Here is a 17,603-nt window from a genome sequence, read left to right as displayed (position 1 = left end):
ACCGGCATTGCGGGACTGTTGCATGCGTTGATGGGTCCCGCTTTTGCCACCGACCAGGATATGCCTCTCGTCCACGCGCCAATCGACACTGGCACGCCGCACGTGTTTCTGGGTCCGCGTTGTGTGCTCCGGCGCAAACTTGGGGCAACGAAGACCAAAATCCAAGGCACTTGCGCGTAGACAGAGGTTAAAGCAAGCAAACACCCTTAAGGGTGAGAATGATTGGACGCTCAAAAAGGCAGCACGCTTCTATGAGTGGCCAACCATAGTCCGAATGACTTCAAGCCAGTTGCGCCCCTTCACAAAACCACCGCGCGGACCGGATCACAAAGCAATACCCGGCCCGCAACATGCGGATTGGCCGTTTAGCCTTCGATAAAGGAGGAGTCTTTCAACAAAATGGGCTCAAAGCAGCCCTTCTTCCCGCAACAATTCCAGCATATCCGCTTCGGGTCTTGGGCCGATATGGCTGATGACCTCGCGGGCGCAGACGTTGCCGATCCTGGCGCAGGTCTCGTAATCGCGCCCTGTGGCCATTCCATACAGGAACCCCGCGGCGAACTGGTCACCAGCACCGGTTGCGTCTACCGGCACGATCCTCTTGACCGGCACGTCGATGCGCGCGCCTCCGTTCAGGACGGTCACGCCATCACCCGAGCGCGTGCAAACCACCAGCGGGCAAATCTCGGCGGTCTTGATCAGCGCCTCTTCCAGATCGTCGGTTTCAAACAGCGATTTGATTTCAGCCTCGTTGCCGATGACGAAATCCAGCTCATTCTCGATCAGCAGCAGGAAATCGACCCGGTGCCGTTCCACGCAGAACGGGTCGGAAATGGCGATCCCGGTCTTGCCGCCGCCCTTGTGGCAGGCGCGCGCGGCCTCAAGAAACGCGGCCTTTCCCTTTTCCTTGTCAAACAGATAGCCCTCAAGGAACATGATCTGGCTGCTTCCGGCGACCTCATCGGGCACGTCATGCGACGACAGTTCCGAGGAGATGCCCAGATAGGTGTTCATCGACCGCTCGCCATCGGGCGAGACAAAGATCATCGAGCGCGAGGTCGGCAATTCCCCGCCCGGAACCGGCGGGTTGACGAAATCGACGCCATCTTCGTTCATCGCATCCGCATAGAACCGGCCCAGCGCATCGTCATGCACCCGCCCGATAAAGGCAGCATCCAGCCCCAGCGCACCTGCGCCCGCAATCGTGTTGGCGACAGACCCGCCCGGTGTCTGTACCCGACCCTCCATCGAGGCATACAGCAGCTCACCGCGCTCCTGCTCGATCAGCTGCATGATGCCTTTTTCGATGCCCATCAGTTCCAGGAAACTGTCATCGGCCTGCGAGATCACGTCCACAACGGCATTTCCGATACCGGTCAGCTGGTAGGTTTTCATAATGTCTTGTCCTCGAATTGACAGAAATCACGGATGATGCAGGTCGGGCATTGCGGCTTGCGCGCCTTGCAATGGTACCGGCCATGCAGGATCAGCCAGTGATGCGCATGGAGTTGAAAATCGGCGGGGATATTGTCTTCGATGGCGCGCTCGACCGCGTCCACGTCCTTGCCGGGGCAGATGCCGGTGCGATTGCCGACGCGAAAGATATGCGTGTCCACAGCCTGCGCTGGCTGCCGCCACCACATATTCAGCACAACGTTGGCGGTCTTGCGTCCGACACCCGGCAGCGATTGCAGCGCTGCGCGGGAATTCGGGACTTCACCGCCATAGTCTTCGACCAGAATACGGCTCAGCTTGATGACGTTCTTGGCCTTCTGGCGGAACAGGCCGATGGTCTTGATATGCTCGATCAGGCCCTCTTCGCCCAGATCCAGCATCTTTTGCGGCGTATCGGCGATCTTGAACAACTCGCGCGTGGCCTTGTTGACGCCCGCATCGGTTGCCTGCGCCGACAGCGCCACGGCCACGACCAGCGTGTAGACATTCACATGCTCAAGCTCACCCTTGGGTTCGGGGTCGGCCTCCTGAAAGCGCGTAAAGATCTCGCGGATCGTATGATAGTCGAGTTGCTTTGCCATCCGGGCCTTAATGCCGCCCGAGGGGCCGCGACACAAGCCCAAAGCCAATGCGCAAGTTCCGGGTCGCGGCAGCGTGTCGCGCGCGCTATGGTTTGTGCCAGACAACGAGGTGCAACCATGAACGTCCAGACCCCCGAAAGCGGATACCACTACAACGTCATGCGCCGGGCAATCGAGCTGATCGATCAGGGCGGCGAGGGCCTCAGCCTTGATGAACTGGCCCGCCAGATGGACATGAGCCCGGCCCATTTCCAGCGCCTGTTCTCGCGCTGGACCGGTGTGTCGCCAAAACGGTACCAGCAATACCTGACGCTGGGCCATGCCAAGGCGCTGCTGCGCGAACGGTTCACCACGCTTGAAACCGCCCATAATGTCGGCCTGTCCGGCAGCGGCCGCCTGCATGATCTGTTCCTGAAATGGGAATCCATGAGCCCCGGCGAATATGCCCGCAGGGGCGCGGGTCTGACGATCTATTGGGGCTGGTTCGAATGCCCCTTTGGCCCCGCGCTGGTCATGGGCACCGACAAGGGCATCTGCGGCATCGCCTTCGGGGCCGAAACCGGAGAGAAGGCGGCGATGGAGGATATGGTCTCGCGCTGGCCCAACGCGGATTATGTCGAAGATCCGATGCGCCTGCGCCCCTGGGTTCTCAGCGCATTCGGCACGGCCAGCGACCGGTCAGAGCCGACACCGCTCTACCTGATCGGCTCGCCCTTGCAGATCAAGGTATGGGAAGCACTGATGCACATCCCGTCGGGGCAGGTGACGACCTATTCGGAGATCGCGCAGCGCGTGGGTTCGCCGCAGGCCGTGCGCGCGGTGGGCACGGCCGTCGGGCGCAACCCGGTCAGCTGGCTGATCCCGTGTCACCGCGCCCTGCGCAAATCCGGGGGGTTGGGCGGCTATCATTGGGGTCTGCCGGTCAAACGGGCCATGCTGGCCTATGAGGCGGCAAAGGCCGACGCCTGACCGGATTTTATAGGTACTCGCCCGTCGGGCAAAGTGTTAGACCTGCGCCGAGGCAGCAAGAATCCGGTTTGATGATCCAAAAGTTTGCTCTTTGGTCGATCCCAGTTTCCATCGCGGTGTTGGCACTGAAACTCCTGGCATGGTGGCTGACGGGGTCTGTCGCCCTTCTGTCCGATGCAATGGAGTCGGTGGTCAACGTGATCGCGGCCCTGTTAGCCTTCTTCGCGGTTTCAATTGCCCGAAAGCCGCCTGACGAAAAGCATCCGTTCGGTCACAAGAAGGTAGAGTATCTGTCGGCCGTTGTCGAAGGCACGCTGATCGTTCTGGCCGCATTGCTGATCATCCGCGAAGCTATTCTTGCCTTGCCATCCCCGCATCTGGAACAGGCGCCGATGCGCGGCGTTGCGGTCAATGTCTTGGCCACAGGGCTGAACGGTGTCTGGGCGTTGATCCTGCTGCGGGTCGGTCGGCGGCACGTATCACCGGCGTTGGTGGCCAGTGCGAAACACATCTTCACAGATGTTGTTACCTCCGTTGGGGTGTTGGCGGGTATTCTGCTTGCGCTGGCGACAGGCTGGCTGATCCTGGACCCGATCATGGCGATCCTGGTCGCGCTGAACATTCTGTGGGAAGGATGGAAGGTCATCCGAAACTCGGTCGATGGGTTGATGGACGTGACCCTTTCCGAGCCGGATTTGAACGTTATCCGCAGTACAATCGAAGCCCATCTTGGACCCGCGCTGGAATATCACGATCTTCGCGGTCGCAGGTCGGCGAATATCGTCTTTGTCGAGTTCCATCTGGTGGTCGATGGTGCAATGTCGGTCTCAGCCGCGCATGAAATCTGTGATGATATCGAGGCAGCCCTGACCGCGAATTTCCCCGGCTCGGTTTTTGTAATTCACCTCGAGCCGGACACCGAAGTAGAAGGCAATCTCGCTGTAAAAGAATAAAGGGCAAGGCAACCCTCGTTGCCTCGCCCTCTCATCTTTCGTCGCGCTGGGTGTATTACTCAGCCGCCCAGCCGCCGACGGATTTGACTTCCAGAAAGTCCTCCAGCCCCCAAACGCCACCTTCGCGCCCGTTGCCGGATTGCTTCATCCCACCAAACGGAGAGCCCGCGCTGCGCGACTGGCCGTTCATCTCGACCATGCCCGACCGCAGAACCCGCGCCATGCGGTTGGCGCGTGCCTTGTCCTGTGTCTGCACATAATTGGTCAGGCCATAAGGTGTGTCATTGGCGATCTCGACAGCCTCTTCCTCGGTGTCGAAGGGGATCATGGTCAGAACCGGGCCAAAGATTTCCTCGCGGGCGATGGTCATCTGGTTGTTGGCATCGGCAAAGACCGTCGGGCGGACATAATAGCCCTTGTTCAGCCCCTCGGGGCGTCCGGTGCCGCCCGCGACCAGCCGCGCCCCTTCGTCGATACCTTTCTGGATCAGGTCCTGAATCTTGGTCCACTGAACCTCATTCACGACGGGTCCGATATGGCGGCCCTCTTCTGCTGCACTGCCCACGGTGACCTTGCTGGCGACCTCGGCGGCGATCTCAACAGCCTGATCATAGATCGGGCGCTGCACCAGCATCCGGCTGGGGGCGTTACAGCTCTGGCCGGTGTTGTTCATCATGTGCAGGACACCGCGTTTGACAGCCTTTTCATCGGCATCGGCAAAGACCACATTGGCGCCTTTGCCACCCAGTTCCAGATGCACTTTCTTGAGCGTTTCCGCCGCGTTCTTTGAAATCGCCGTACCCGCACGGGTCGAGCCGGTAAAGCTGACCATATCCACATCGGGATGACCCGACAGCTGCGAGCCAACGCCCGCGCCATCGCCGTTCACCAGATTGAACACACCGGGCGGGAACCCTGCCTCGTCCATCATCTCGGCAAAGATCATCGCGTTCAGCGGGCTTTGCTCGGACGGTTTCAGAACCATCGTGCAGCCCGCAATCGCCGCCGCACCAACCTTGAGCGTGACCTGATTCATCGGCCAGTTCCAGGGCGTGATCAATGCGGCCACGCCAACCGCCTCATAGATGATCCGGTCATTCGGGGCGTGATCCCCCAGAGGGCGTTCAAACTGAAACGCCTTGGCGGCGCGGATGAAGCTCTGCAAATGCCATGTGCCTGCACCAACCTGCTGGCTGCGCGACATGTCAATCGGCGCGCCCATTTCCAGCGACATGGCCTGCGCCAGATCTTCCGCGCGGGTCTGGTAGATGTCGATCAGCTTCTCGACCAGTGCGATGCGGGCCTCTACCGGCGTTGCCATCCAGCCCGGCAGGGCGGCCTTGGCGGCGGCAACTGCCGCATCCGTGTCGGCCTGCCCACCCAGTGAGATCACCGCGCACGGCTCCTCGGTCGAGGGGTTGATGACCTCGAAATCATTGGGTTGCGACGGCGCGACCCATTGACCATTGATATAGAAATTCCGCTTTTCGATCATCCTGAGCCCTCCTGTCGGTCCAGCTAGAATCCGGCTGTTCGCCGACACTCTGTCACCCAAGCGAACAGGGGGCAATAGATAATTTGATCAAATTATTTTTCCTGTGAAACCGGTGAATTTCCGGGCCGCGACCACGATGCAAGTTTTAACCCGTGGGCAAAGTGATTAGGTTTCAGGCAATCGACTCAGGTTAATACTGGAAAGGAGATACCCCATGGGTTTGCGCATCAACGATACGGTCCCGAACTTCACCGCAGAAACAGATCAGGGCACCATTCAGTTTCACGACTGGATTGGCGACAGCTGGGCCATTCTGTTCTCGCACCCCAAGGATTTCACGCCTGTCTGCACCACCGAATTCTCGGCCGTGGCGCAGCTGAGTGACGAATGGGCCGCGCGCAACACCAAGGTGATCGGCGTGTCGGTTGACGGTGTCGAAGACCACAAGAAGTGGAAGAAGGATATCGAGGAATACGGCAAGGCCAATCCCGGTTTCCCGATCATCGCTGATGAGGGTCTGGCGGTGTCGAAAGCCTTCGACATGCTGCCAGCCGAAGCCTACCTGCCCGATGGCCGCACCCCGGCGGACAGCGCCACCGTGCGGTCGGTCTTTATCATCGGCCCGGACAAGCAGCTGAAGCTGTCGATGACCTATCCGATGACCGTGGGCCGCAACTTTGCGGAAATCCTGCGCGCGCTGGACGGGTTGCAGATGTCGTCGAAAGGTGTCGCAACGCCTGCCAACTGGGTGCCGGGTGAAGACGTGATCATCCCGCCCTCTGTGTCGAACGAAGACGCCAAGGCCAAATTCGGCGCGTTCGAGACGATCTTTCCCTATCTGCGCAAGACCAAAGCGCCGTCTTAAGCCGGTTGCCGGGTCAGGGGGGCTGTCTGCCCCCCATCGCGCCTGTCGGCACGATTCCCCCCGAGGATATTTGGGGCCAGATGAAGCAGGCGGGGGCAGGGTAACCGAAGGGAGACCTGCCCCTGGACCTCAGAACTTGTACCGAAGCCCGAAATTGACACTGAACGTATCCAGATCGTCTTCGACGGTGCCGGTCAACGCGCCGTTCGGGGCCAGTCGCCGGGACGAGACGTCAAAGGCGCGGGCATAGCGGGCGTCGACGGTAAAGGCGGTTGACGGGTTGATCTCGTAAGCCACACCGGCGATCAGCTGCGCGGCAAAGGCGGTGTCGCTGTCATCCAGCGCCACACCGGGCCCATAGGCAAAATCCAGATCCGAATAGGTGGCCCCCAGACCAAACCCGGCATAGGGCGTCAGCGCACCAGCCTGTTTGAAATCGAACAGCACATTGGCAAACAATGAGGTCTGAGTGACATCGCCCGAAATATTGCCCTCGGCACCCGGCCCGTTGCCCGAGAAGTTCACACCATCCACGTCGCTGTCGCGGTAAGACAGCTCCAGCTCAATCCGTGTGCCGAACCTGTCATTGGACCATTGCGGGATTTCCTTGCCGATGGCCACGCCCAGGCCGAATCCCGCGTCGAACTCTGTGTCGACGGATTGGGGCGCGCCGCCGATCGTGCCTGCGAAATCGCTGTCCTGCAGCTGGCTGTACCCGACAAAACCCTGAACATAGGTGCCGTCGCCAAGGCTCTGCGCGGCAAGCGCCGTCGCGCTGGCGGCGAGGGCCGATGAGGTAAGTAAAATGTGCTTGAACATGATTGTCTCCGTTGCTCCAAAACTCTGCTTGGCCTCGATGTGGGCGGGCTTGACGGAAAGGAAAGGCGCGGGTCTATCACTTCGCCTCACAGGTTTTTGGACGCGCGTGAGTGAATAGATCCGGGGCTGGGGCGGCGCTGTTCATCGGCTTCTTCGGGCCCCTCAGGTTCTGGTTCGCGCCGATTTGTGATAGGGTGCTTAGGGGCAAAACTCAGGCATGCGACCAATCACCTCGGGCTTTCGGACTGTTCAAAGCAGGAGAGGACCATGGCTTTTACGGATTGGTATGTTGAAGGAGAGAGTTTCGGGAACTGCAACTGCGGCTATGCCTGCCCCTGCCAGTTCGAAGAGTTGCCGACCCATGGCGATTGCCGAGGCTTCGAAGTGCTTGAGGTGACCAAAGGGCATTTCGGCGACACCGACCTCAGCGGGACCAAAGCCGCGCTGATCTATGCCTGGCCGGGGCCGATCTTTGAAGGCGGCGGCGAGATGCAGGTGATCGTTGATCCCGCAGCAACCCCGGCACAGCGCGACGCGCTGGAAAAGGTCTTTCACGGTGAAGAAACCGAAGAGATGGCGACGCATTGGTATGTGTTCAGGGCGATGTGCGAGACGGTTCATGACACGCTCTACCTGCCGATCGAGTTCGAGATGGACCTCGAAGAGCGTACGGCCAGCGTTACCGTTGGTGATGTTCTGAAATCCACCGGACAGCCGATTCAGGCCCCGCATGGTGGCGGCGCGCATCGGGTCCGCATCGATATCCCGGGCGGGATCGAGTTTTCCATTGCCGAGATTGGCAGCGCCTCGACCCGCTCTGATGCCGCGATAAAGCTGGACCTGAAGGACAGCTATGGCCAGTGGCATCTTCTGAAACATGGGCCCGGCGGGGTTACCCACTGATCGGCACCCCTGTCAGGCGGCGTGCGCAGATGCGTTCGGGACCGATGACCAGCAGGGCTGCGTCAGATCCGCCTTCAGCACCCGAACCTCAAAGGGTTTCAGCACCGGCAACGCGGTTGACCCATAGCCACCGGCACCGCAGGCCAGATCCGGGAACAGGGTGAACAGCTCGCGCCTTGTGGCGGGTGCCATCGCGCCCAGTGTCGTGTCACCGGGATAGAAGGATTCGGACCAGATGCCTTCGACATTCACCAACTCATGCCGGTCAAAAAGGATATGGACATACTCGACCCCTTGCGCGGGCAGCTCCTGAACGATTGTCCGCCCGTTGATCAATCCCTTGGCCGGGGCCAGCATTGCGGTCTCGCAATGCATCAGCTCCATCATCGCCGAGGTGACGGCGATCCGGTGTTGTGGCGAGACGACCAGATCACGGCTGGGGCTGTTTGGCCCGAAACATCCCGCCATGATCCGAACGGGACAGAGATGAGGGTCCTGTTGCAACTCCTGCGCTGACAAGCGACGCCTGCCGATCCAGCGCACCGGGCGGATATGGCCCTTGGCAGTGACAACCGGGTCGCCGGGGTTCAGGGTTTCGACCCGGCGCAGCCCGGCGGGCGTCCGGATCAGGGACCCGGCGGTAAAACACACGAAAGACGGCAAGGTCTGATAGGCGGTTGGCGCTGCCGTCCCGCCAAAGCTGGTCCCCGTGATCGTATCGTTCAGCTGCGCCTGACCCGAGGTGACGATGATGTAGCGCGGGTTCGAGAACTGAACCAGAATGAAGGTGACAGGCGCCCCGTTCACCGTTCCCGAATAGCTTTCGAAGGTGCTGAAATTTTGGCTTGTCCCGGAAAAACCGGGCAGGGCCGACAGATCAAGCTGCGCGCTGTCAGGGTCGGGATCCTGCAACAGGGCGTCATTGTCGGTGATATCAACGGAATAAGCGGCAGTAATATCGACGCTTTTATTGCTGTAGGGGTCTGCGCTGATTTCGAAAACGGTTATCGAGGCCACGGTCGAAAAGCATCCCTGAATGCAACATGATCATCCTTATGGTTGAGTAAATACACGCATGAAGTGTTAATAATTGATTTACCAAGCCACGGGAGGCCCGACACTCCTGACCGTGCGGACAAAAAAAGCCCCGGTCGAAACCGGGGCCTTTCGCATTCAATCAGAGGGTGGGCAGATTACTCTGCGCTTTCCTCTTTCTTTTCTTTCTTCTCGGGAACGATCTCTTCGCCGGTTTCCTGATCGACCACTTTCATCGACAGGCGAACCTTGCCGCGATCGTCAAAGCCCAGCAGCTTGACCTTCACTTCCTGACCTTCCTTCAGAACATCCGACGGATGGTTCAGGCGGCGGTTTTCGATCTGGGACACGTGGACCAGACCGTCGCGCTTGCCAAAGAAGTTCACGAAGGCACCGAAATCGACGATCTTGACCACCTTGCCGGTATAGACCTGACCTTCTTCCGGCTCGGCCACGATCGACCAGATCATGTCATAGGCTTTCTTGATCGATTCCCCATCGGGCGATGCGATCTTGATGACGCCATCGTCGTTGATGTCGACCTTGGCACCCGAAACCTCGACGATCTCGCGGATGACCTTGCCGCCCGAACCGATCACTTCACGGATCTTGTCGGTCGGGATGTTCATGGTCTCGATGCGCGGCGCGTGGACCGAGAACTCGTTGGTCTCGGACAGGGCTTTGCCCATCTCGCCCAGGATGTGCATCCGGCCGTCCTTGGCCTGTGCCAGGGCGGTTTCCATGATCTGAGGCGTGATGCCCGCGACTTTGATGTCCATCTGAAGCGAGGTGATGCCGTTTGCAGTACCCGCAACCTTGAAGTCCATGTCGCCCAGGTGATCTTCGTCACCCAGAATGTCGGTCAGAACTGCGTAAGACCCGTCATCTTCCAGGATCAGACCCATGGCAACACCGGCAACCGGGGCTTTCAGCGGAACACCCGCATCCATCATCGACAACGACCCGCCGCAGACAGACGCCATCGAGCTGGAGCCGTTGGATTCAGTGATCTCGGACACCACGCGGATGGTATAGGGGAAGTCGGTCGGCGCAGGCAGAACCGCCTGCAGCGCGCGCCATGCCAGCTTACCGTGACCGATTTCGCGACGGCCGGGCGAACCCACGCGGCCCACTTCACCAACCGAATAGGGGGGGAAGTTGTAATGCAGCAGGAAGTTCGATTTGAAGTTGCCGTGCAGCGCGTCGATGAACTGCTCATCGTCGCCGGTGCCCAGCGTGGTCACGGCCAGCGCCTGGGTTTCACCGCGGGTGAACAGGGCAGAGCCGTGTGTGCGCGGCAGCAGCGAGGTTTCGGCTTCGATGGCACGCACATCGGTGGTCGAACGACCGTCGATGCGCTTGCCGCCCTTGACGACGTCACCGCGCAGAATACCGGCTTCCAGCTTTTTCATCGCCGAACCAAGGTTGGCGTCTTCCAGCTGTTCCTCGGTCAGCGCTTCCTTGATCGCTTCACGGGCAGCGGCAACAGCGGCGGTGCGCTCCTGCTTGTCGGTGATCGCGAACGCGGCGCGCATCTGCTCTTCACCGGCAGCCGAAACAGCGGCGTAAAGCTCCGAGTAATCGGGTGCGACGAATTCAAACGGCTCTTTCGCGGCGTCTTCGGCCAGCGAAATGATCAGGTCGATGACCGGCTGGATCTGTGCATGCGCAAAGGTCACGGCACCCAGCATTTCGGCCTCGGACAGCTCATAGGCTTCCGATTCCACCATCATCACGGCGTCTTTGGTACCGGCAACAACCAGATCCAGACGCTGTTCAGGGTTCAGGCGCAGGTCCTGCATGTCATCCACGGTCGGGTTCAGGACGTATTCGCCATCCACGAAACCAACGCGGGCACCGGCGATCGGGCCCATGAACGGCGCGCCGGAAATGGTCAGCGCAGCCGACGCGGCGATCATCGCGACGATGTCGGGATCATTGACCAGATCGTGGCTCAGCACGGTGCACATCACCAGAACTTCGTTTTTGAAACCGTCAACGAACAGCGGGCGGATCGGACGGTCGATCAGACGCGCGGTCAGCGTCTCTTTCTCGGTCGGGCGCGCTTCGCGCTTGAAGAAGCCACCCGGAACCTTACCGGCGGCATAATATTTCTCTTGGTAATGTACGGTCAGCGGGAAAAAGTCCTGACCGGGTTTTTGGCTCTTGGCAAAGGTCACGTTGGCCATGACGCTGGTTTCGCCCAGCGTGGCAATCACGGTGCCGTCGGCCTGACGGGCAACCTTGCCGGTTTCCAGTGTCAGCGTCTCCTCGCCCCACTGCATCGATTTCTTCGTTACATCAAACATATGCGTATCCTAGAACGGAGCACTCCCGCCCCTGCGGGTCTCCGGTTTTGCATGGCGGCCCCATTGCCGCCGACCCCATTTATCTTCCGTTCGAGTGCCGGGGTCAGGGCACAACGTCTCAGATACCGCGCGCATACATGAGAATGCGTTGGAAGGAAAGCGAAACCGAAAAAGCTGGCCGGATCATGCTGAGGCAGGCCCTGACCCCTCGCAGCGCGACACAAGGCACAAGGGCCGCATGATGGTGTGCGGCGTGCCATTGCCCCTGTCCGGGAAATGGCCTGACAGAACCGGATCACTGCGCTAACCTAACTTTCATCGGGGGTGCAAATGAAAAGACGGCTTACGACAGTGCTGGCGGCTGACGTTGTCGGGTACTCTGCGCTTATGGATCAGGACCGGCAGGGTACACTTGCAGCACTGAAATCGTTCCGTGACGACACGCTCACTGCCCTGCTGAAATCCCACAACGGCACATTGATCAAAAGCATGGGGGATGGCTGGATCGCCGAATTCCAGTCAACGTCCGACGCGTCGGATTTTGCGATTGCCCTGCAATCCTGCGACAAGCCCGAAGGGCTGCGGCTGCGCATCGGTATTCACACGGGCGAGGTCATTGCGGAAGGCGAAGACATCTTCGGTGATGGCATCAATGTCGCTGCCCGGCTCGAGGCTCTGGCCAAACCCGACCAGATCCTGATCTCGGACACGGCGCATCACAGCCTTGACCGGGGTGATGCGGGTCTGTTCGGCGGCGGCGGGCAGGCCGAGCTAAAGAACATCACGCGCCGCGTTGGTGTCTGGTGCTGGCCAAAGGGCTCAACCGCCAATCTTGCAACACCCGCCGACACCCGCCCGGGGATCGCCGTCCTGCCCTTCGACAACATGTCCGGCGACCCCGAGCAAGAGTTCTTTGCCGACGGTATAACCGAAGACATCATCACGGAACTGTCGCGCTTTCGCTGGCTGATGGTCGTGGCCCGCAACTCGTCCTTCATCTTCAAGGGAAAAACGACGGATATCCGCCAGGTCGGCCTGACGCTCGGGGTTCGGTATGTGCTGGAAGGGTCCGTCCGCCGCGCGGGACAGCGTGTCCGGATCACCGGTCAGTTGATCGATGCGGAAAATGGCAGCCACCTGTGGGCCGATCGCTTTGACGGGGTGCTGGACGATATCTTCGAGCTTCAGGACAAGGTCACGCAAGAGGTCGTCACGGCGATCGAGCCTTCGCTGCGCCACGCCGAAACGAACCGGTCCCGCGCCAAGCCGACCGAAAACCTCGAAGCCTATGAACTCTATCTTCAGGCGCAGTCGCAATTTCACCTGCTGACAGATGACGCCAATCGCGAAGCCATCCGGCTGACGACGCTGGCGCTGGACCGCGACCCGGATTACGCCGCAGCCGCAGGGCTGCTGGCCTGGCTGCATATTCAGCGCCTTGTGCAGGGGCTCGACCCCATCGGCGAAGGGCCCAGGGCCGCCATCAGCGCGGCAGAACGCGTTCTCATGAGCGACCGCGCCGACGGCATTGCCATGGCTTATGCAGCGCATTCAATCTCGATGCTGGCCCGCGACCTGCCGCGCGCGCGGGCGGCGTTCAAACAGGCTCTGGCCGAAAACCCCAATGCTGCAAGTGTTCACATGCTCGCCTCCATCAACCTGTGCATGTTGAACCGGTCGGACGAGGCATTGGAACACGCAACACATGCCATTGAACTCAGCCCGAAAGACCCGATGCGCCATGCGGCGCATATCGCCCGGGCAAGTGCGCTTTTTCAACTGCGCCGGTATGACGAGGCCGCCGCCGCCGCGCGTGACGCTCTGGCCGTTCGGTCCGGATTTGTCATGAGCCACCTGATGCTTATTGCCGCCTTGGGCCAGATGTCCGATGCCGCAGCGGCGCAGGCGGCGATAAGCGACCTACAAGCGCTGCGCCCTGATATCACCGCGTCCTCGGATCAGACCAGACTGCCGGTCTTTACCGTTCCGGCCTGTGCGGAATGCTGGCGCGAAGGGTGGAAAAAGGCCGGTCTTCCCGAATAACGGCTGATCTACAGATACGCGTTCAGCTGCTGTCACGAAACTCCGCGCGCGCGCCGGCTGGCGGCGTCCGGATGTTCAAGTGTGATGTTCACCACAGAGAGAATTCAAAACTCGTCTATTGTGCAGGCTTATTGTGTCAAAGTTAATGAAAGTAGGTTTACCCATGAAGCTCCATTCCGCCTCTGGCATTTCATTTAACCCTGATGTGTTCGACGAGTCATTCATCGAAATGCTCGACAAGCTCCCCGAGGACGCGGTCGAGGACATCGACCTTGATGCAGGCCCGAAGATGCCGCTGATGACAACCCCCGCCGCCGAACCAAGTGCGGCGGACGTGGCCGCGATCATGGAAAGCGCATGGCAAGAGCTTTATGCCTCAGACGAAGGGGCCGATATCCGGGCGCTACCGGCCGACCAGCAGGCGCAGATCAAGGCACGGTTCCTGTCCCCCGACCCGATACCCGAGGCCGAAGCCGCCACGGTTCCCGTCGATGCCGCGCCATTTTCGGTGCAGGAAACCGCGGACAGCCTGATCCTGATGCAGGGGGACACGCCGCTTTTGGGGGCACCGCTGGGCACCAGCAGGAAAAAGCGCAAGAAGGCCGCGCTGAACACCTTTATCGGGGCCGCCGCCAAGGCCTTTGCCGATATCATCACGATGGCCATGGCGGCACTGGGGGTTTATCAGGCGCTCGGAACCAAGACGGTCACGCGGGCCGGGGCCGGGATTGCCGTCAAATGCAGCGGACCGATCAGCCGCCACGCCGGTGCAATCGCCAAGGCCGGAACGGCGGGCAGCGATCTGGCCATGATGAAGGCCATGCTGGGCGTCGCCAAGGCGTCTGTCGGGTTCACCAAACTTGCGGGCATCGTTCTGACCGACATGAGCGGCCTGGAAAAAGCCGCCGCGATTGCCACCTGCGTCGGCGGCATGACTCTGGCCGTCGCCTCGGCAAGCGGGTCGTTCTGGGTGTCGATGCTGGCGATGGTAACCGCAGTTGCGATGTTCGTGATCGACACCGCCTTGGCGGTCGATACCTACAAAAAGTGGCAGGCGATCTGACCCGAAATCAAAGACGCCCGCCATTTGGGCGGGCGTACAAATCTTACAGACCGGGGTTCAGAACCGGTACAAAACGTAACAAATACGTTTAGCGGCGGATGCCCAGCTTTTTGATCAGGTCCTGGTAACGCGCCTCTTCCTTGCCCTTCAGGTAGTCCAGCAGCTTACGGCGCTGAGCAACCATTTTCAGCAGACCACGACGACCGTGGTTGTCTTTCTTGTGGGTCTTGAAGTGCTCGGTCAGGGTGTTGATGCGCGAGGTCAGGATAGCAACCTGTACTTCAGGCGAACCGGTGTCGCCTTCTTTGGTTGCGAATTCTTGCATGACGCGTGCTTTTTCAGCGGCAGTGATCGACATCGGGGTCTCCTTTAAAAGGTTAGAGTTGATGGCGCAGGCCGGGATGTCGTCCAGCACAGGCCCATGGAGAAAACCGCACCGATTCCGATGCGGATGGGCGCGTATAAGCGCATTTGACCCAAATGGCAAAGGGTTTCTGCGGGCTCAGACCATCTGCCCGTATTGTGCCAGCTGCGCTTCGGTGATCAGCTGAATATCGGCCGCAGTCATCCCTTCGGCACCATATACCTGCGCAACTTCCTGACCATCGATGAAAACCCTTGTCAGGTTGGCGTTTTCGGCGTCGGCCTCAACCTCGATTGCCGGGTCGGTTTCATCCTCCCACGTCACCAGCAGCTTATCTTCGCCGGGTTGAAACCCCATCACGGTCACCTGATCGTCGCCTGGGTTCAACACGATGTCATCGGCCCCGTCTCCGCCCGTCACCACGTCTTTGCCGCCTGCCAGAATGGTATCGTCACCCGCACCGCCGTTCAGGAAATCCCTTTCGGCGGCCCCCTCTTCGATCCCGAAAACAAAGTCGTCTCCATCCCCGCCAAAGACGGTATCCTCACCTTCGCCCCCGTTCAGAACATCATCCCCGAACCCGCCCTGCAACGCATCATCCCCTGCGCCGCCGTCCAGCCTGTCGTCGCCCTGACCGCCAAACAGTTCGTCCTCACCCGCACCGCCATCCAGAGTGTCGTCCCCAAAGTGACCGTAAAGGGCGTCATCCCCGTCATCTCCGAACAAGAGGTCGTCATCCGCCTCACCGTGCAGGATGTCACTTCCCTGCCCGCCCGATATCTCATCCGCGCCGTCGCCCCCGTGCAGAACGTCGTTGCCCTTGGCACCGTTTATCGTGTCGTCCCCGCCATAGCCGTTGATCTGATCGACACCGTCCTGCCCGGTAATCACGTCCGAACCATCGCCACCGGCAATCACGAGATCGCCTTCAAATTCCGAGATCACAGTCCCGGTGGAGGGTGCCTCGTCACTGTCCGGCGAAGGTTCGGTGTCGGTGCTTTCCGGATCTTCGACACCCTCGCCGATGACCAGAAACTCACCAGTATCAACCTCGGCTGATGGTTCACCTTCGGGGTTTTCATCCGGCGTGTCGTCCTCTTCGATCAGAAAATCGCTCATCGCGTAAGCAGCGCCGCCAATGGCGGCCAGTCCAAGCAATCCGGCCAGAAACATGGAACCCCTCCGAAAGCATGATGCTCCGAGGGTGGAATATCCCATATCGCCCGTCACCGGGTCAAAGGTAAACCTTTGAAATGGTTAACCCTTTGTCACCAGAGCTCAGGCTGCTGCGTATAGGCGATATAAAGCGGATGTTTGGGGTGGCCGTCCTTGGTCAGGCCCAGATGGAACAGCGATTGGCCGGTGCCGCGCAACAGGGTTTCCACCGCAGGGCCGCGCCCCAGATGCGCGCCATGCGTGCCCCAGGCCGCGATGACCTGATCGGCCCATTGCACACCGTCCAGAATGGCCGCGTCATTCTCAGGCCCGACCGGATCGGTGGCAGCCCGCATCTTGCGCGGGTCGGTGTCGCGCCACGCAAAGATGTTCGTGACCTGAAACGCGCCGAACCCAAGCGCGCGTGCGCGCCGTTCACAGCGCTCCACCGTCGGGTCGTTCTGCACCTCGGTCGCGGTTGACGGGTTCAGCATCACAAACAGCGCCTTGCGACCTTCAGGGTCCCAGATGCGGGTCAGGCTATAGCGGTATTTCTCGCAATCGGAATAGATGGCGGTCGAGGGCGCGTCGCCCTTGGTATGGGAACGGGTGATCATGCCCTTCGCCTAACACGGCTCTCAGTCGACGAACACCCGGCTGGGGTGCAATTCACCGGATTTATAGATGCCAACGGCCACGGCCTTGCCGTCGAATGATGCCCAGGCCTCGTCGCCGTATTCAATGTCTGAGGCCAGCACCATGCCCGGATTGCCATTGCGCAGACGGGTTGCCCCCTCGGCGGTGCATTTCAGCTCGGGCAGGTCGGACAGGCCGGTTTCCAACGGGTGCAGATATTCGTCCAGCGCGGTTGTTTTCGCCATTTCGTCGATCTGTTCGATGCTCAACCCGTCTTCGGCCTCGAACGGGCCGGACCAGATGCGGCGCAGTTCCTTGACGTGGGCGTGACAGCCCAGCGCCTCGCCCAGATCGCGGGCAATCGAACGGACATAGCCGCCTTTGCCGCAGGTCATCTCCAGCACCACATGGTCTTCGTCGGGGCGGTCAACGAGGATCAGTTCCTCGACCCAGAGGGGGCGGGCGGTCAGCTCCACATCCTCACCATCGCGGGCCAGTTTATAGGCGCGTTGGCCGTCGATCTTAACCGCCGAGAATTTGGGCGGCACCTGCATGATGTCACCCAGAAACGGGGTCAGCGCCTGTTTGATATCGTCATCCGAGGGGCGTTCATCGCTTTGCGCGATCACTTCGCCCTCGGCATCGTCCGTGTTGGTGGCCTGCCCCAGACGCACGGTAAAGGTATAGGCTTTCAAGGCATCGGTGATATAGGGAACGGTCTTGGTTGCCTCGCCCAAGGCAATTGCCAGAACGCCGGTCGCCTCGGGATCCAGGGTGCCCGCATGGCCCGCCTTTTTGGCATCCATCGCCCAACGCACCTTGTTGACCACGGCGGTCGAGGTCATGCCCGCGGGCTTGTCCACCACCAGCCAGCCGGAAATGTCGCGACCCTTGCGTTTGCGTCCCATCATGCACCTTGAATCTTGCTAAGGCGCGCGAGTTAACGGATCACTCTGCC

The 17,603-nt window shown here is 60.3% G+C and carries 16 protein-coding genes and 1 pseudogene; 6 read left to right on the top strand and 11 right to left on the bottom strand.

Features of this window, described 5'->3' with window-relative positions; all coding sequences use genetic code 11:
- Positions 1-42 precede the first annotated feature (42 nt).
- From AC2FPW_RS20855 to nth, 3 genes and pseudogenes are all read right to left on the bottom strand, one after another.
- Positions 43-141 (bottom strand): annotated as a pseudogene (locus AC2FPW_RS20855) (IS6 family transposase); the annotation flags it as partial.
- Between the two features lie 264 nt (positions 142-405).
- Entirely contained in the window at positions 406-1,395 is a 990-nt protein-coding gene (locus AC2FPW_RS20850) for an adenosine kinase (RefSeq protein ID WP_480482801.1), read from the bottom strand.
- Positions 1,392-2,036 (bottom strand): endonuclease III, encoded by a 645-nt coding sequence (gene nth / locus AC2FPW_RS20845; protein WP_496815221.1) that lies wholly within the window; start codon positions 2,034-2,036, stop codon positions 1,392-1,394. Before nth ends, AC2FPW_RS20850 begins: the two co-directional genes overlap by 4 nt.
- A gap of 117 nt (positions 2,037-2,153) precedes the next feature.
- Here nth and AC2FPW_RS20840 point away from each other — a divergent pair, with 117 nt between their 5' ends.
- Together AC2FPW_RS20840 and AC2FPW_RS20835 are read left to right on the top strand one after the other, a co-directional pair.
- Positions 2,154-3,005: a bifunctional helix-turn-helix domain-containing protein/methylated-DNA--[protein]-cysteine S-methyltransferase gene (locus AC2FPW_RS20840; RefSeq protein WP_496815220.1), complete on the top strand. Its 852-nt coding sequence runs from the start codon at positions 2,154-2,156 to the stop codon at positions 3,003-3,005.
- A gap of 71 nt (positions 3,006-3,076) precedes the next feature.
- Complete coding sequence (locus AC2FPW_RS20835; protein ID WP_267365304.1) at positions 3,077-3,958, top strand: cation diffusion facilitator family transporter; 882 nt, start codon at positions 3,077-3,079, stop codon at positions 3,956-3,958.
- 55 nt (positions 3,959-4,013) lie between these two features.
- Here the strand turns inward: AC2FPW_RS20835 and AC2FPW_RS20830 are convergent, their stop codons facing one another.
- Positions 4,014-5,453 carry an aldehyde dehydrogenase family protein gene (locus AC2FPW_RS20830; RefSeq protein ID WP_496815218.1) on the bottom strand — a complete coding sequence of 480 codons (1,440 nt, stop codon included), beginning with the start codon at positions 5,451-5,453 and terminating at the stop codon, positions 4,014-4,016.
- A 214-nt stretch (positions 5,454-5,667) separates the two neighbouring features.
- On the opposite strand from AC2FPW_RS20830, the gene AC2FPW_RS20825 reads away from it, so the two are divergent.
- Positions 5,668-6,318 (top strand): peroxiredoxin, encoded by a 651-nt coding sequence (locus AC2FPW_RS20825; RefSeq protein WP_480482809.1) that lies wholly within the window; start codon positions 5,668-5,670, stop codon positions 6,316-6,318.
- A gap of 129 nt (positions 6,319-6,447) precedes the next feature.
- On the opposite strand, the gene AC2FPW_RS20820 is transcribed toward AC2FPW_RS20825, so the two are convergent.
- Positions 6,448-7,137 (bottom strand): outer membrane protein, encoded by a 690-nt coding sequence (locus tag AC2FPW_RS20820; RefSeq protein ID WP_496815217.1) that lies wholly within the window; start codon positions 7,135-7,137, stop codon positions 6,448-6,450.
- Positions 7,138-7,404: 267 nt separating this feature from the next.
- Here AC2FPW_RS20820 and AC2FPW_RS20815 point away from each other — a divergent pair, with 267 nt between their 5' ends.
- Positions 7,405-8,040 (top strand): DUF1326 domain-containing protein, encoded by a 636-nt coding sequence (locus AC2FPW_RS20815; protein WP_480506515.1) that lies wholly within the window; start codon positions 7,405-7,407, stop codon positions 8,038-8,040.
- A gap of 12 nt (positions 8,041-8,052) precedes the next feature.
- Here AC2FPW_RS20815 and AC2FPW_RS20810 read toward each other — a convergent pair whose 3' ends face one another.
- Together AC2FPW_RS20810 and pnp are read right to left on the bottom strand one after the other, a co-directional pair.
- Positions 8,053-9,057, bottom strand: coding sequence for a Hint domain-containing protein (locus AC2FPW_RS20810; RefSeq protein WP_496815216.1), 1,005 nt, complete (start codon positions 9,055-9,057; stop codon positions 8,053-8,055).
- A gap of 176 nt (positions 9,058-9,233) precedes the next feature.
- The gene (gene pnp / locus AC2FPW_RS20805) at positions 9,234-11,384 is read right to left on the bottom strand and encodes a polyribonucleotide nucleotidyltransferase (RefSeq protein WP_209505097.1); all 2,151 of its coding nucleotides are present in this window, start codon (positions 11,382-11,384) and stop codon (positions 9,234-9,236) included.
- Positions 11,385-11,714: 330 nt separating this feature from the next.
- Here pnp and AC2FPW_RS20800 point away from each other — a divergent pair, with 330 nt between their 5' ends.
- Both AC2FPW_RS20800 and AC2FPW_RS20795 read left to right on the top strand, forming a co-directional pair.
- Complete coding sequence (locus tag AC2FPW_RS20800) at positions 11,715-13,427, top strand: adenylate/guanylate cyclase domain-containing protein (RefSeq protein WP_496815215.1); 1,713 nt, start codon at positions 11,715-11,717, stop codon at positions 13,425-13,427.
- 163 nt (positions 13,428-13,590) lie between these two features.
- Complete coding sequence (locus AC2FPW_RS20795; RefSeq protein ID WP_480487794.1) at positions 13,591-14,490, top strand: hypothetical protein; 900 nt, start codon at positions 13,591-13,593, stop codon at positions 14,488-14,490.
- Between the two features lie 88 nt (positions 14,491-14,578).
- Here AC2FPW_RS20795 and rpsO read toward each other — a convergent pair whose 3' ends face one another.
- The 4 genes from rpsO to truB form a co-directional block, all read right to left on the bottom strand.
- Positions 14,579-14,848: a 30S ribosomal protein S15 gene (gene rpsO / locus AC2FPW_RS20790; protein WP_170329634.1), complete on the bottom strand. Its 270-nt coding sequence runs from the start codon at positions 14,846-14,848 to the stop codon at positions 14,579-14,581.
- Positions 14,849-14,992: 144 nt separating this feature from the next.
- Complete coding sequence (locus AC2FPW_RS20785) at positions 14,993-16,027, bottom strand: calcium-binding protein (protein WP_496815214.1); 1,035 nt, start codon at positions 16,025-16,027, stop codon at positions 14,993-14,995.
- Positions 16,028-16,122: 95 nt separating this feature from the next.
- Entirely contained in the window at positions 16,123-16,626 is a 504-nt protein-coding gene (locus AC2FPW_RS20780; RefSeq protein ID WP_496815213.1) for a DUF1643 domain-containing protein, read from the bottom strand.
- Positions 16,627-16,647: 21 nt separating this feature from the next.
- Positions 16,648-17,553, bottom strand: coding sequence for a tRNA pseudouridine(55) synthase TruB (truB, locus tag AC2FPW_RS20775; RefSeq protein ID WP_496815238.1), 906 nt, complete (start codon positions 17,551-17,553; stop codon positions 16,648-16,650).
- Positions 17,554-17,603 lie beyond the last annotated feature (50 nt).

It is taken from the genome of Ruegeria sp. SATB027, assembly GCF_059613825.1.
The sequence above is the reverse complement of the archived record's forward strand: the minus strand, read 5'-3'. Positions and strand labels throughout refer to the sequence as shown.

Coding starts and splice junctions, on each gene's coding strand:
- AC2FPW_RS20815 (WP_480506515.1), top strand. CDS start 7,405: ATGGCTTTTACGGATTGGTATGTTGAAGGAGAGAGTTTCGGGAACTGC.
- nth (WP_496815221.1), bottom strand. CDS start 2,036: ATGGCAAAGCAACTCGACTATCATACGATCCGCGAGATCTTTACGCGC.
- truB (WP_496815238.1), bottom strand. CDS start 17,553: ATGGGACGCAAACGCAAGGGTCGCGACATTTCCGGCTGGCTGGTGGTG.
- pnp (WP_209505097.1), bottom strand. CDS start 11,384: ATGTTTGATGTAACGAAGAAATCGATGCAGTGGGGCGAGGAGACGCTG.
- AC2FPW_RS20800 (WP_496815215.1), top strand. CDS start 11,715: ATGAAAAGACGGCTTACGACAGTGCTGGCGGCTGACGTTGTCGGGTAC.
- AC2FPW_RS20795 (WP_480487794.1), top strand. CDS start 13,591: ATGAAGCTCCATTCCGCCTCTGGCATTTCATTTAACCCTGATGTGTTC.
- AC2FPW_RS20850 (WP_480482801.1), bottom strand. CDS start 1,395: ATGAAAACCTACCAGCTGACCGGTATCGGAAATGCCGTTGTGGACGTG.
- rpsO (WP_170329634.1), bottom strand. CDS start 14,848: ATGTCGATCACTGCCGCTGAAAAAGCACGCGTCATGCAAGAATTCGCA.
- AC2FPW_RS20840 (WP_496815220.1), top strand. CDS start 2,154: ATGAACGTCCAGACCCCCGAAAGCGGATACCACTACAACGTCATGCGC.
- AC2FPW_RS20785 (WP_496815214.1), bottom strand. CDS start 16,027: ATGTTTCTGGCCGGATTGCTTGGACTGGCCGCCATTGGCGGCGCTGCT.
- AC2FPW_RS20830 (WP_496815218.1), bottom strand. CDS start 5,453: ATGATCGAAAAGCGGAATTTCTATATCAATGGTCAATGGGTCGCGCCG.
- AC2FPW_RS20780 (WP_496815213.1), bottom strand. CDS start 16,626: ATGATCACCCGTTCCCATACCAAGGGCGACGCGCCCTCGACCGCCATC.
- AC2FPW_RS20825 (WP_480482809.1), top strand. CDS start 5,668: ATGGGTTTGCGCATCAACGATACGGTCCCGAACTTCACCGCAGAAACA.
- AC2FPW_RS20835 (WP_267365304.1), top strand. CDS start 3,077: ATGATCCAAAAGTTTGCTCTTTGGTCGATCCCAGTTTCCATCGCGGTG.
- AC2FPW_RS20820 (WP_496815217.1), bottom strand. CDS start 7,137: ATGTTCAAGCACATTTTACTTACCTCATCGGCCCTCGCCGCCAGCGCG.